The following is a 13,608-nucleotide window of genomic DNA, read 5'->3' on the forward strand; positions in this document are numbered from 1 at the left end:
GCGCGTCAGCCCCAGGCCCAGCGCCAGCGCTGTGCGCAGTGCGAAAGGCCCAGCGACTCCTCGGGTGGCACGTCGCCGATCGTGATCGGCCCCAGCCCACAATGGCGGCACCAGATCCGTCCCACCGTCTGACGCAGCTTGAACGGCTGTATGGCCAGCACAGGGTGCTAGCGGTGGTGCCGTATTCAAGGGCGACCATGGGCTGCTGGCGCGCGGACAGTTCGATGGCGACACCGCGCGGCAGTACCGGGAGTCGTTGCGCGGGACGCCCAATCTGGCTGGCGCGGTGATGCGGGAAGTGCTAGGGCAATGGCTGGACAGGGAGCCGGCGGCGCAAGCAGATCTGCCGCGCGCCGCGCCGCCGCAGCCTGCGCGGGAACGGGAGCGCAGCCGCATGCGAGCACCCGGCCCGGCGCGTACCAGCCTGGACAAGCGCAGCCGGCAAGAGCCGTAGGAATGACGGGTGCGTCAACGTGTTGACACCGGCCAGCCAGCCGCACGACCCGCGTCAGCAGTACGGGTTCTGAGTAACAACTGCGCCGTGCCGGGGAGATTCAAACAATAGGTATCGAAGCGACATACCCAGGCACGCTGGAGCCGACTGTACCCGCGGCCATGCGGATGAGCACTTCCGTCGGCACAGCAGGCCGCTGCCGCAGCCCTTCAATGTGAGGCTCTGTCGCCAGCGGGCAGCCGTTATCTTCAGCATGGGCAATGCAGCACGACGGTTGCCTCCCACAGCCGCTCCCCCGGGCCGCCTCGGCGAGCGTGACGGCATTGCCCATGTCCCAACCGCTTGCTGTCCCTGACATAAGACGACGGTAGTGCTGACACCCGCGGCGTTTATGGTTTTGAAGACATACCGCGACAAGCTGGCCTCGCGCGCATAGAATGGCTAGTCCCATGGCTTCCCGCTTACCTTCCATGACGCTTCCCACGCACGCCGGCATCGACCTCGATCTTCCACCCGCCGCCCGGCCCGGCCAGTCACTGGCCGAGGTTGACACACCTTCGCTGATCCTCGACCTCGGTGTCTTCGAGCGCAACGTCGATCGCATGCAGGCGTTGGCCGACCGTGCCGGCATCCGCCTTCGGCCGCATGCCAAGGCCCACAAATGCCCTGACATCGCGCTGGCCCAGATGGCGCGGGGCGCGGTAGGCATCTGCTGCCAGAAGGCCAGCGAGGCCCTGCCCTTCGTGCGCGCCGGCATTGCCGACATCCATATCAGCAATGAGCTTGCCGGCCCGGCCAAGGCCCGCATTCTGGCGGCGCTAGCGCGGCATGCGCGCATCAGCGTCTGCGTCGACGATGCGCGGCAGGTCGCGGCGCTGGCGCAGGCCTGCGCCGAGGCGCAAGTGATGGTCACCGTGTTCGTTGAAATTGATGTCGGCCAGGGCCGCTGCGGCGTGACCGATGCCGACGCGGCGCTGCGCCTGGTTGAAGAGATTGCCCTGCACCCCGGCCTGCGTTTCGGCGGCCTGCAGGCTTACCATGGCGGCGCGCAGCATCGGCGCAGCAGGGTCGAGCGGCGCGAGGCCGCTGCCCAGGCTGCGGCCAAGGCCGGCGCGGTGGTGGCGCGGCTGCAGGCGGCTGGCATGGCATGCGAGGTGGTGACGGGCGGCGGCACCGGCAGCGTCGAGTTTGATCTTGCCAGCGGTGTCTATACCGAGATCCAGCCCGGCTCCTATGTGTTCATGGATGGCGACTATGGCCGCAATGAATGGAACCCGGCCACCGGCTTTGGCCACAGCCTGTTCATCGCCTCCGCGGTGATGAGCGTGGCGCCGCCGACGCGGGTGGTGCTGGACGCCGGCCTGAAATCGATGGCGGTGGACTCAGGCCTGCCGCTGATCAAACAGCCCGACGGCGGCGCACTGCGCTATGTCGCTGCCAACGACGAGCACGGCATTGTCGAATGCGGCGAAGGCACCGCCCGGCCTGGCCTGGGCGAGCAGTTGCTGCTGATACCGGGCCACTGCGATCCGACCCTGAACCTGTACGACGAACTGGTGGGCATACGCAATGGCCAGGTCGAATGCGTGTGGCCGGTGGCGGCGCGCGGCCTGAGCCGCTAAGTTGCTGAGCCGCTGAGCCGCCAAGCGCGGCGGCCCCTTGGCCCGCTTAGCCGATATCGACGAACACCCGGCCATCCTCGATCTTCACCGGGTAGACCTTGATGTCTTCCGTCACAGGCGCGCACATGGCGTGGCCGTTGCGGATGTCGAACTTGCCCTGGTGTAGCGGGCACTCGATCTCGAAGCCGTCGAGGAAGCCGTCGCACAGGCGGGCATGGCCATGGGTGCAGATGCCGTCGCTGGCATACACCTGGCCTTCCACGCTGTAGAGCGCAATGTCCTGGCCCTGCGCCTCCACACCGATCACATCTTCCTGCGGCACCTCGTCTTCTGCGCTTACATCAATCCAGTTTTCTGCCATGGCGACCTCAGATCGGATAAATCAGTGAATTGGGAATCATCTCGGTATCGAAAATGCATAGCCGCGATGCGAATTTCAGGCCAGCCGGCGTGACCCGTATGCGGTCGATGTAGCGGCCGACATTGAATACCGTGGTTTCCTGCCCGAGCTTGGTGCGAAACACTGAATAGTTGGTCTCGGCCTCGATGACCTCGCCATCGGCCTTCAGGATGCGCGGCAGGCCCACCACATGCCGCTGGTAATACGGATCGTGGAACAGGGTCTCCTTGATGCCGTAGGCGCGGTCCCTGAGCATGTTGCGGCTCAGGAGCGACAGCGTGGCCAGCGGAAAGCCCCGCTCATGGTTTTCACGCGGCTGCACCTTGTAGACGCAATCCTCGGTAAAGAAGTCCACCCAGGCGTCCCAGTCCTCGCGGTCCACGGCAGCGGCATAATCAGCATGGAGCTGGACTAGGGCCAGCCAGGCCTGCATCGTGATCGTCGGGTTTTCCATCGTCAGACCTCCATCACCTTGCGCCAGTAGTGGTACATGCCACGGATCAGCGTCTCGGTCACCATGTGGTCGGTGTTGCTGCAGTCATAGCCACCCAGTTCCGCCAGCGCCCGGTGAAAGGGCTTCTGCTCGAAGCCGCTCTGCGAGAACTCGATTACCTCGCCGTCGTCGGCCGACACGAAGCCGGCGGGGCCGAACAGGTTGGCTTGGATCAGCCGGCGCTCGGTCATTTCCGGGGTATCGTCCTCAAAGCCGAAATGGGTCCAGACGAAGTCGAAGGAGCCGGTGCCGCTGGGCTGGATGTGGCGGGTCGATACGCTGTTGACCTGTTGCTGGAAGATCACACTGGGAAACAGCGTCATCATCACCGCCGTCGGGCCTTGCCACCACGGCTCGGGCACGATGTCGAGCAGGCGCTTATCCTGGATCTCCATGCTTTCCTTGAAGCTGGTGACGCCGGCCGTGACCTCGGACTTCGCGCCCCTATTGCCACGGGTCGAGATCATCGCCGCATGGCGGAACTGCGCGTCCATCACCAGCTGCGACTTGTTATCGGCGCGCCACAGGCCATAGGTGATGAACCAGGTATGCAGCAGGCCGGGATGATAAGGGTCCTTGATGTTCTCCTGCATCAGCTTCCAGTTGCCGGGTATGCGCTGGCGATTGTAGCCGAGCAGGGTCAGCTTGCGGCCGTTGAACAGGCGGTCGAAGTAATGCAGGATGTCCGGCCCCAGGAAGTCTTCCAGCGACTCGATGCCATGGTCGAAGGAGGCGAACACCACGCCGCCGCGGGTGGCCACCTTCAGTTTGGTCAGGCCATGCTCCCCGGTGTTGAATTCCTTGGGCATGCCGCCCTGCACCTTGCCGTCCTGCTTCACGCCGCGCCGGAACGGCACGCCCTGCAGGTCGCCCTTCAGGCTGTAGTTCCACTGGTGATAGGGGCAGACGAACTCGGTCTGGTTGCCGTGGCGCTTGCGGCAGAACTGCATGCCGCGATGGGCGCAAACGTTTTCCACTACATTGATGGCGCCGTCTGCATCGCGCACCATGATCACCGAGCGCTCGCCGACCACGGTGCGCTTGAAGTCGCCCGGGTTGGGGATTTCGGCTTCCAGGCCGACATAGCACCAGTGGCCCTGGTAAAAGAATCGCTCCAGTTCCTTTTTGTACAGCGCCTCGTCGGTGTAGGCCCAGAACGGGATGCGGCTGCTGCCGTCGCCTTCCCAGGTGGGGTTCGTTGGAAATACCGCCGGCATGTCGCCCATGCTGTCTCCTTGTTGATTGTTTGATATGGGGCCTGATCGATGGCGCCTAATCCATCGCCGGATAGAACGCGTCGGCATGCAGCTGGTCCGGTGTCACGCCGCGGGCTCTCACCAGCAGCGCTGCCGCTTCCACCATGGCCGGCGCGCCGCACAGGTAGGCGCGAAAGCCCGCCAGGCTGGTCCAGTCCTGCGCCAGCGCCTCGGTCAGCAGGCCGTGCCGCCATCCACTGCCGCCGCTGCCGTTGGCAACCACGATATGCACATGCAGGTTGTCGTGTGCATGTGCCAGTTCAGCCAGCCGGTCGGCGTAATACACGTCCTGCGGCGTACGCACGCCGAAATACAGATGGATCGGATTGCGCATGCCCGCAGCGATTGCGCCACGCACGATGGACAAGACCGGCGCCAGGCCCGTGCCGCCTGCCACGCACAGCATCGGCCCCTCGTGCTTCGCGCGCAGGTAGGCGGTGCCGAGCGGGCCGCTCACACGCACCGCGTCGCCGAGCCTGAGTTCGTTGGCGATATACCGGGTGACCCGTCCGCCCGGCACCAGCCGCACATGAAATTCGAGTTCGTCATCCTGCGCCAGGCCTGCCATCGAATAGGGTCGCACATGCGCCGGCGTGAACTGCAGGCTGGCGTACTGGCCGGGCGAGAACGCCAGCGGCTTGGCGGGTTTCAGGCGCAGCCGCAGGATGTCATGGGACAGCGCGTCGATTGCCAGCACGATCGCCTTCAGGATGCGGGCCGGATGGATGACGATTTCATCCGACTCAGGTATCTCGATCGTGCAGTCTTCGGTCAGTACGCTGGTGCAGGCTAGCACGTACTCGCCATCGCCGGGATGGGTGATCTTGGCCTGGCGTCCGGTGTCCTGCACGCTGCCGGCGCTGACCCTGCAGCGGCAGGTGCCGCAGCGCCCAGCGGTGCAGCTGTACGACATCGCAATGCCATGCTCGCGCAGCGTGGCCAGCAGATTGGCGCCGGGAGCGGCTTCGATGAAGCGGTTGGCAGGCTGCACGCGCAGTTTCATGGCGGGTCCTCTGGCTTACGTTGGGCGATTATAGGTAAGCAAGCAAAATAAAAGAATAAAATCTGGTGAATCCACCGTATTGATTTCATGAATACCCATGCAACTCAAAGATGTCGACCTGAACCTGCTGATCGTGTTCCACCAGCTTTTCACGGAAAAGAGCGTCTCGGCCGTCGCCGCGCAACTGGGGCTGACCCAGCCGGCGGTCAGCAATGCGCTGGCGCGGCTGCGCCGGCTGATGAATGACGAACTGTTCCTGCGCACCTCGCGCGGCATGGAACCCACGCCGTACGCAATCGAGCTGTCCGAGCCGGTGGCCTATGCGCTGGGGGCGCTGCATGACGCCCTGAACCGCAAGACCGATTTCGAACCGGCCGCCAGCAACCGCAAATTCACGGTGGCGATGACGGATATCGGCGAGATCTACTTCCTGCCGCGCCTGATGACCCGGCTGGCCCAACTGGCGCCAGGCGTCACCGTGAGCACGGTGCGCAACCGGGAAACCAACCTGGCCGATGCGCTGCAGGCCGGGCATGTCGACCTTGCACTGGGCCTGCTGCCACAGCTGAAGTCGGGTTTTTTTCAGCGCGGCCTGTTCCGGCAGCGTTATGTCTGCATGTTCCGGCAAGGCCATGCGCTGGACCGGAATGCGATTTCAGTTGCCGAGTTCGCCACGGCCAGCCACGTGGTCGTGGTGGCCGAGGGCACCGGGCATGCCACGGTGGACGAGTCGGTACAGCGCCGCGGCATCGCCCGCAAGGTGGTGCTGACCGTGCCGCACTTCGTTGCACTGGGCCACATCCTTTCCAGCACCGACATGGTGGCCACCGTTCCCGAGCGTTATGCGCAGGCCTGTCTGGCACCGTTCAATCTGCGCTACCTGCCGCATCCGGTGCCGCTGCCGGATATCGGCATTAATCTCTTCTGGCATGCCAGGTTCCACAAGGACCCGGCAAGCATCTGGCTGCGCAAGGTACTCTTCGACCTGTTCTCGGACCAGGCGCAGCCATAGGAGGCTGCCAGTTTTCAGACCGCGCCCGCCATGTCTTCGTTGCTCAGCAGCGGCGCGGACATGGCGGCTACGAAAGCCGCTGAATTGTTGTACTGCTCGAAACGGGCGATCTTCCCGTTTTTCATCGTGAAAATATGCACCCAGGCATCATCGAACTTGGCGCCGTTTTCCAGCACCCTGGCACGCGAGATGCCGCTTACGGCTACCTTGTCGCCATCGGCAATGAAGCACTGCGGCTCAAAGCGTTCGAATTCGATGGTTTCGGACATCAGGTGAAAAAACCGCGCGACTTCCGCCTTGCCGTGGAAGCTGCCTGAAAAGGAAATCGGTTCCGTCTTCGGGCTGGCCCAGGCAATGTCGTCGGCGCACAGGCCGATCACGCCTTCGATATCGCCCTTCATGAACAGGTCGTAGCCACGCCTGGCGAATTGCCGGTTTGCTTCGGTGCTCATCATCGTCTCCTTGCGCCGCGTCGACAAATCGGGCAATCGGCCAGGTTCGCCGCGACGTGGATAGACATTAGTCGGGCATGGGGCGCAGGGGCTGAGAGATGTCAAACTTGCCGCTGGTTGAGGAGCAGGCCCCGGCTCGCGGCTTTCGCCGCCAAGCCACTCAGGGGCTTCTCTGATTGTGCTGCAGGGTGACTTCCTGCTGCGCCTGCAAGGCTTCCTCCGGCCAGCCGTGCTTGATATAGGCCAGCACGGCCAACACGTCGGCATCCGACAGCACCCGTTCATAGGCTGGCATGTCGCTCACGTACGCATCGGGTGCAGTCCTGCCCGGCACTAGGCCATGCTTGACGATATCCACCAGCACCGCGTCGGGGTGATGCCAGGTATGGCCGCTCACATCATGCGGCGGCGCCGGCAGGCGGCCGTCGGGCTGGCGCTCGCGCCAGTTCGGCTGCCCTTCCAGATTAACGCCATGACAGGCGGCGCAGTGCTGGGTGTAGATAGGCTTGCCACGCGCGACCAGCGCCGCGTCGGACGGGTCGATGTAGGCAGTGGCGCCGGGCCGGCCGGTGAAAAATAAAGCGCCCGCCGCCAGGGCCAGCCCAGCCGCCGCTGCAATCAAAATCCCCTTGTTCAACTTCCCCTCCCCCGCCGGCAATGCCAGTCCGGTCCAGCACCGTCCGGATTTCCGAATGACTTCAGCCGGCATTATCCGGGAATCCGGACACTGCTGCGCCAGCCCATTTTTTTTTCTTTTAAATCAGCTACTTGCATTTCCACTTTGGCATGCATGACTGGCACGCGTCGTGCTGCATGGAAGGGCGGTTGGCGTATGGCCTCGATGGCCCAGACGCAGCCCATCCGTCCCAATCAGTCAGAAGCAAAAGGAACCCTCCGATGAAAAGGAACAAACTTACCAGCTGGATCGCCATTGCCATGGTGTCCGGCGTTGCAGTCGGCTATCTCTGCCACTCGCTTGCCGCGGATGCGGCGGCAGCCAAGGAGATTGCCAGTTATTTCACGATGGTCACCGACATCTTCCTTCGGCTGATCAAGATGATCATTGCGCCGCTGGTGCTGGCCACGCTGGTCGGCGGCCTGGCCGGTATGGGCGATGCAAGCGCCGTGGGCCGCATTGGCGGCAAGGCGCTGGGCTGGTTCATTACGGCTTCGCTCTGTTCCCTGATGATCGGTCTGGTGATGTCCAACCTGCTCCAGCCCGGCCATGCGGTGAATGTGCCGCTGCCGGACGCCGGCACGGCCACCGACCTCAAGACCAACGCATTGAACCTGAAGCAGTTCGTGACCCACGTCTTCCCCAAGAGCATCGTGGAGTCGATGGCCAACAATGAAATTCTGCAGATCTTGGTGTTTGCGCTGTTCTTCGGCGTAGCGCTGGGCAAGCTGCATGACAGCACCGCCCGCAGCCTGCTGAAAACCACGCAGGAGATCGGCCACGTGATGCTGCAGGTAACCGACTATGTGATGCGCTTTGCGCCGGTGGGCGTATTCGCCGCCGTGGCCGCCATCATCACTACCCAGGGTCTGGGCGTGCTGCTAGTGTATGGCCGCTACATGGCCAGCTTCTTTGCCGCGCTGGCGGTGCTGTGGGTGGTGCTGATCTTCGCCGGCTATTGCGTGCTGGGCCGCGAGGTGTTCCGCCTGCTGAAGCTGATCCGCAATCCGATGCTGATCGGCTTTTCCACCGCCTCCAGCGAGTCGGCCTATCCGAAGCTGATGGAACAGCTGGACAAATTCGGCGTGCAAAAGAAAGTAACCAGCTTCGTGCTGCCGCTGGGCTATTCCTTTAACCTCGACGGCTCGATGATGTACACCGCCTTCGCCGCGCTGTTCATTTCCCAGGCCTACAACATCCCGCTGACGCTGGGCCAGCAGATCACCATGCTGCTAGTGCTGATGGTGTCGTCCAAGGGCATCGCCGGCGTGCCGCGCGCCTCGCTAGTGGTGGTGGCCGCGGTGCTGCCGATGTTCAACCTGCCGGAAGCCGGCCTGCTGCTGGTGATGGGCGTGGATCACTTCCTTGACATGGGCCGTACTGTTACCAATGTGCTGGGCAATGCGATCGCCACGACCGTCGTGGCCAAGTGGGAAAACGCGATCGACCGGATCGATCCCGAGTTGGCCGAGTCCGAAGACGTTCTGCCATTGCCCGAGGAAGAACGGGAAACCACCCCGGCATAGCAGCCAGGGGCCGGCAAAGGAGCAACATGCGCAAACCCAGAATGGTGCAGCAGGGTTTTTCCGGAAGAGATGACGCTGCAATAGCGGCGGACCGGCATAATCCGGAAATCCGAACGACTGCCGACGTCATGCTCCCTGCCCTGTCCCTGTCCCGCGTCACCACGCTGCTGCTGCTGTTTGCCGCGCTGACGCTGGCCGCGTCGCAACTCGCTTTCCGCTACAGTCTGTCAGCCGGCATGGCCGAACTGGAATCGACCGGCCGCCACCGGCTCGACTTGTATGCCGCCAGCCTGGAACGGGAAATCGACAAGTATGGCTATTTCCCGGCGCTGCTGGGTCTGGACCAGAGCGTACTGGACATGCTGACCGCGCCCGACGCCAACCGCGTGGCGCGGATGAACCATTATCTAGAACAGCTCAATGCCCGCGCCGGCAGCCTCTCGATCTACATCCTCGACCGTGAAGGCCGGGTGATTGCCAGCAGCAACTGGCGCCAGCGCGACAGCTTCATTGGTGAAAACCTGTTTTTCAGGCCCTATTTCCGGCAGGCGCTGGAGACCGGCGCCGGCCGTTTCTTCGGCATCGGTACCACCCAGGGCGAGCCCGGCTATTACCTGTCCTCCGCGCTCGCCACCGGGCAGGAAGTGGCCGGGGTGGCGGTGGTTAAGGTCGGACTGCGCCAGCTGGAACAGTCCTGGGGCGCGGTCGAGGCGCCGGCGCTGGTGTCGGATGAAAACGGCGTGGTGATCCTGTCCTCGGTTCCGGACTGGAAATTCACCACCATCAAGCCATTGGACAAGGCTGCGATGGAAGCCTTCGAGCGCACCCAGCAGTACAACCGCCAGGCACTGGCGCCGCTGGGCGTGAAGGAGCTGGCCGTGCTGGAAGATGGTGCCCGCTTGGTGCGCCTGCCGGCAACGACGACATCAGCGCCGATGTTTCCACTGGCTGGCAACTTCCTGGCCCAGACCCGCAACCTGCCCGGCACGCCATGGAACATCACCGTGTATTCACCGCAAGCACAGGTGCACACCATGGCCGTCAACCGGGCCGCGCTGGCCGGTGCCTTTGCTGCCTTCCTGTTTATCCTGGCGCTGCTGCTGAACCAGCGCCGGCATCATCTGAAAGACCAGGTTGCGGCGCAGGCCGCGCTGCAGCGGGCGCATGACGAGCTGGAGCGCAATGTCATCGAGCGCACCGCCGATCTGTCTTCGGCCAATGAACGGCTGCAAAAGGAAGTGGCCGAGCGTACCCAGGCCGAGCGCACGCTGCGCTCGGCGCAGGACGAGCTGGTGCAAGCCGGCAAGCTGGCCGTGATCGGCCAGCTCTCGGCCGGCATCGCGCATGAACTGAACCAGCCGCTGGCCGCGCTGCGTACCTTGTCCGGCAATGCCCGCAAATTCCTGGCACGTGGCAACCAGGAGACCGCCAGCAGCAACCTCGAACGCATCGACCAGTTGGTCGACCGCATGGGCCTGCTCACATCGCAGTTGAAGTCCTTCGCCCGCAAGTCATCCGGCAGGCCGCAGGCGGTGCCGGTGCGGCGCGCCATCGAGAATGCGCTGTTCCTACTAGAGCAGCGGCTGAAACAGGCCGACACGGTGGTGCGCGTCGACTTGGTGCCGGAGGAACTGGAAGCCTGGTGCGATGCGAACCGGCTGGAGCAGGTACTGGTGAACCTGGCCGGCAATGCGCTCGACGCAATGGAGGGCCAGCATGCGCCGGTGGTGGAGATTGCCGCCAGCCGGCGCGACGGCCGCATCCTGATCCAGGTGCGCGACCGTGGCCCCGGCATCAGCAAGGAAGTCAGCGGCCGGCTGTTCGAACCCTTCTTTACCACCAAGGAAGCCGGAGGCGGCCTTGGCCTGGGACTGGCGATTTCCGCCGGTATCGTCGCCGACTTTGGCGGCGCGCTGTCCGCCGACAACCTGCCCGAAGGCGGCGCGGTGTTTACCGTCGACCTTCCCGCCGCACCGCAAAGGCCCGCGTCATGACCGACAAACTGCAGGTACTGATCGTCGAGGACGATCCCGACGTTCGGTTGGGATGCACCCAGGCGCTGGAACTGGAAGACATTCCGGTGATGGCGGTCGACAACGCCGAGCTGGCGTGCCGGCGCATCGCCCGCGAATTCGCTGGTGTGATCGTCAGCGATATCCGCCTGCCCGGCATGGATGGCATGGCCCTGCTCGCCGAGGTACGCGCCGTCGATGCCGATCTGCCGGTGGTGCTCATCACTGGGCATGGTGATGTGTCGCTGGCGGTGCAGGCAATGAAGAACGGCGCCCATGACTTCATCGAGAAACCGTTTTCGCCGGACTACCTGGTGGAGGTAGTGCGGCGCGCGCTCGACAAGCGCCGCCTGACGCTGGAAGTGCGCCGTCTGCAGGCCAGGCTCGAAGGCCGCGACCGCCTGGAGAACCTGCTGATCGGTCGATCGAGCGCGATAGTGCGAGTGCGGCAACTGGTGGCCGAACTGGGCAACAGCGCTGCCGACATCCTGATCGAGGGCGAGACCGGCACCGGCAAGGAACTGGTGGCGCGCAGCCTGCACGATGCCGGCCCGCGCCGCAGCGGCAACTTCGTCGCCCTCAATTGCGGCGGCCTGCCCGAGACCCTGTTCGAGAGCGAGATCTTTGGCCATGAAGCCGGCGCCTACACCGGCGCCGGCAAGCGCCGCATCGGCAAGATCGAGTATGCCAGCGGCGGCACCCTGTTTCTGGACGAGATTGAATCGATGCCGATGGCAATGCAGATCAAGCTGCTGCGGGTACTGCAGGAACGCTCGCTGGAGCGGCTGGGCAGCAACACGCCGGTGGCGGTGGACTGCCGGGTGGTGGCTGCTACCAAGGCCGATCTGAAGCAGCTGTCCGACCAGGGCCTGTTCCGCGCCGACCTCTATTACCGACTCAATGTCGCTACCCTACCGCTGCCTCCGCTGCGTGAGCGGCGCGAGGACATTCCGCTGTTGTTCGAGCACTTTCTGCTGCAAGGCGCCGCGCGCCACCAGCGGCCGGTGCCTGAACTGGCGCCGGCGCAGATGAACCGACTGATGGCCTATGACTGGCCAGGCAATGTGCGCGAGCTGCGCAACGTGGCCGAGCGCTGCGTGCTCGGCATTGCGGCAGGCTTTGCACCCTTCGCCGACCATGCCCAAGCCTCCGGCCCGACGCCGTTGCCGGAAGCGGTGGCTGCCTACGAGCGCGCTTTGATCGTCGATGCCCTGGCTCGTAACGCCAACAGCCTAGCACGGGCAGCAGAAGCCCTGGGCCTGGCCAAGACCACCCTGCATGACAAGATCAGGAAGTACCGGCTGGGGGAGCAGACGTAAGTCCATGGACTGGTCGCGCAAAAATAATGTTCGTCCTAGTTAATAAAGTTTGTCCAATCTAATAAAAGCTGTCTAATACTTCCCATCACCGCATGCAAGGCACCGAGTCATTCGAACGATTTATGCACCTGCAACAAGCGTCCATACGGGCTCGCCCAACTTCCCGAAAAATTGAAAAAGAAAAAAGAAGGTCCTCAGGCTTGTCGTTATGCATCATGTTGCACCTCTAAAAGGCCATAAGCTCCCTGTTGTGGCTTTGTTGCACAAATAAGGTAAAGACAGAGTTTGGCTTTCTACCGGCCGAGTTATGGCATCGTGACCGTTATGGACGTGCCAAAACGCGTAAAGCGATTTAACACGGCGGCACGGACCTGCAGCTCAGCGACCAGGCGGTCGAAGTCACGCGCCATGATGTGCTCACCAAGCAGCTTGAAGCAGCGCATTTTGGTCGCGACCAAACTTCGTCGGTGGTAGCCACTCCATTTTTTCCAAATCGTTCGAGCCAGTCGGCGTGTCGTTTGTAGGTCCGGTTCGTCTTCCATGGCTTAGCCTTCTTCCGGGTCGGAATGATGGCATCCGCATGGCGTAACGCGATGGCCTCATGGCAGCGTTTCGTATCGTAGGCGCCATCGCCGCTGACGCTGGCAACGGCCTCTTCCAGAGGAATCTGATTCAACAGATTGGGCAGCATGGGCGCATCACCGATGCTGTTGTCAGTTACTTCCATGACCGTATCTCAAGCATGGCGGCATCGATGCCGAGATAAACCTTGCGCCATTGACGGCAGTAATCGGCGCCATGCTTCTTTGTCTTCCATTACCTTCGCCTAGCATCTTGATGCCGGTGCTGTCGACTAGCAGATGCAGGCCGGTCGTGGTCGGCACGACTTCAATGCCGACGCGCAATGTCTTTTGCCGCCGGCTCACGGTGCTGTAGTCGGGGACAGGCCAGTCCAGGCCTGCCAATTGCAGCAAACTTTGGGTCATACCCATGGCCTGGCGCAGCGGCAAACTGAACAGGCACTTGATGCTCACATAGAACTGGATGGCTTCGTCACTCAAGCTCGGACTGCGGCCACGCTTACCGCTTGTCAGTTCATGCTGGAATCGAGCCAGATGAGTAGCGAGCCGCGTGCCTTCAGCGCTACGTTGTACGCCTTCCAGTTCGTCGTTCGATACTTCTGCGGAGCGGGTTTCATGCCATCAGCCTATCCGAGTTGCCGCTGCTGCGCTCGACGGCCTGATTTGTGCAACAAAGCCGTCCAGCGTGCCCGAACATATTCGCCTGCGAGCTGAAATTTTGCTAAAACATTAGCCCGACCTTGATAACATGGAATTAGCATACATGGTCTGCCCATGCCGGTTTGGAAACCCTGAAAAATGA

Annotated in this window: 12 protein-coding genes and 1 pseudogene; 6 read left to right on the forward strand and 7 right to left on the reverse strand. The window is 63.0% G+C overall.

The features are described from left to right. Window positions 1–256 precede the first annotated feature (256 nt). Together KTQ42_RS21675 and KTQ42_RS21680 are read left to right on the forward strand one after the other, a co-directional pair. Window positions 257–454 (forward strand): hypothetical protein, encoded by a 198-nt coding sequence (locus KTQ42_RS21675; protein WP_217347704.1) that lies wholly within the window; start codon window positions 257–259, stop codon window positions 452–454. 449 nt (window positions 455–903) lie between these two features. Continuing rightward, window positions 904–2,076 (forward strand): DSD1 family PLP-dependent enzyme, encoded by a 1,173-nt coding sequence (locus KTQ42_RS21680; RefSeq protein WP_249223051.1) that lies wholly within the window; start codon window positions 904–906, stop codon window positions 2,074–2,076. Between the two features lie 46 nt (window positions 2,077–2,122). On the opposite strand, the gene KTQ42_RS21685 is transcribed toward KTQ42_RS21680, so the two are convergent. From KTQ42_RS21685 to KTQ42_RS21700, 4 genes are read right to left on the reverse strand one after another with little or no spacing between them, the layout of a single operon-like run. After that, window positions 2,123–2,437: a non-heme iron oxygenase ferredoxin subunit gene (locus tag KTQ42_RS21685; RefSeq protein WP_217347705.1), complete on the reverse strand. Its 315-nt coding sequence runs from the start codon at window positions 2,435–2,437 to the stop codon at window positions 2,123–2,125. A 7-nt stretch (window positions 2,438–2,444) separates the two neighbouring features. Continuing rightward, window positions 2,445–2,930 carry an aromatic-ring-hydroxylating dioxygenase subunit beta gene (locus KTQ42_RS21690; RefSeq protein WP_217347706.1) on the reverse strand — a complete coding sequence of 162 codons (486 nt, stop codon included), beginning with the start codon at window positions 2,928–2,930 and terminating at the stop codon, window positions 2,445–2,447. Between the two features lie 2 nt (window positions 2,931–2,932). Then, window positions 2,933–4,195, reverse strand: coding sequence for an aromatic ring-hydroxylating dioxygenase subunit alpha (locus KTQ42_RS21695; RefSeq protein WP_217347707.1), 1,263 nt, complete (start codon window positions 4,193–4,195; stop codon window positions 2,933–2,935). 46 nt (window positions 4,196–4,241) lie between these two features. Then, window positions 4,242–5,228, reverse strand: a complete 987-nt coding sequence (locus tag KTQ42_RS21700) for a 2Fe-2S iron-sulfur cluster-binding protein (RefSeq protein ID WP_217347708.1) — start codon at window positions 5,226–5,228, stop codon at window positions 4,242–4,244. 97 nt (window positions 5,229–5,325) lie between these two features. Between KTQ42_RS21700 and KTQ42_RS21705 the strand changes: the two genes are divergently transcribed. Further along, window positions 5,326–6,240, forward strand: coding sequence for a LysR family transcriptional regulator (locus KTQ42_RS21705; RefSeq protein ID WP_217347709.1), 915 nt, complete (start codon window positions 5,326–5,328; stop codon window positions 6,238–6,240). A gap of 14 nt (window positions 6,241–6,254) precedes the next feature. On the opposite strand, the gene KTQ42_RS21710 is transcribed toward KTQ42_RS21705, so the two are convergent. After that, the gene (locus KTQ42_RS21710) at window positions 6,255–6,692 is read right to left on the reverse strand and encodes a nuclear transport factor 2 family protein (protein ID WP_217347710.1); all 438 of its coding nucleotides are present in this window, start codon (window positions 6,690–6,692) and stop codon (window positions 6,255–6,257) included. A 160-nt stretch (window positions 6,693–6,852) separates the two neighbouring features. Further along, window positions 6,853–7,293 carry a cytochrome c gene (locus tag KTQ42_RS21715; protein ID WP_249223080.1) on the reverse strand — a complete coding sequence of 147 codons (441 nt, stop codon included), beginning with the start codon at window positions 7,291–7,293 and terminating at the stop codon, window positions 6,853–6,855. Window positions 7,294–7,589: 296 nt separating this feature from the next. On the opposite strand from KTQ42_RS21715, the gene KTQ42_RS21720 reads away from it, so the two are divergent. Genes KTQ42_RS21720 through KTQ42_RS21730 form a run of 3 tightly spaced genes read left to right on the forward strand, consistent with a single transcriptional unit; the run spans window position 7,590 to window position 12,225 of the window. Next, entirely contained in the window at window positions 7,590–8,894 is a 1,305-nt protein-coding gene (locus KTQ42_RS21720; protein ID WP_217347712.1) for a dicarboxylate/amino acid:cation symporter, read from the forward strand. 26 nt (window positions 8,895–8,920) lie between these two features. Continuing rightward, entirely contained in the window at window positions 8,921–10,888 is a 1,968-nt protein-coding gene (locus tag KTQ42_RS21725) for an ATP-binding protein (protein ID WP_249223052.1), read from the forward strand. Continuing rightward, window positions 10,885–12,225, forward strand: a complete 1,341-nt coding sequence (locus KTQ42_RS21730; protein WP_217347713.1) for a sigma-54 dependent transcriptional regulator — start codon at window positions 10,885–10,887, stop codon at window positions 12,223–12,225. The genes KTQ42_RS21725 and KTQ42_RS21730 overlap by 4 nt, the downstream gene beginning before the upstream one ends. A 305-nt stretch (window positions 12,226–12,530) precedes the next feature. Here KTQ42_RS21730 and KTQ42_RS21735 read toward each other — a convergent pair. Then, window positions 12,531–13,423 (reverse strand): annotated as a pseudogene (locus KTQ42_RS21735) (IS5 family transposase). Between the last annotated feature and the right edge of the window lie 185 nt (window positions 13,424–13,608).

Source organism: Noviherbaspirillum sp. L7-7A, from assembly GCF_019052805.1.
GTDB lineage: Bacteria > Pseudomonadota > Gammaproteobacteria > Burkholderiales > Burkholderiaceae_D > Noviherbaspirillum_A.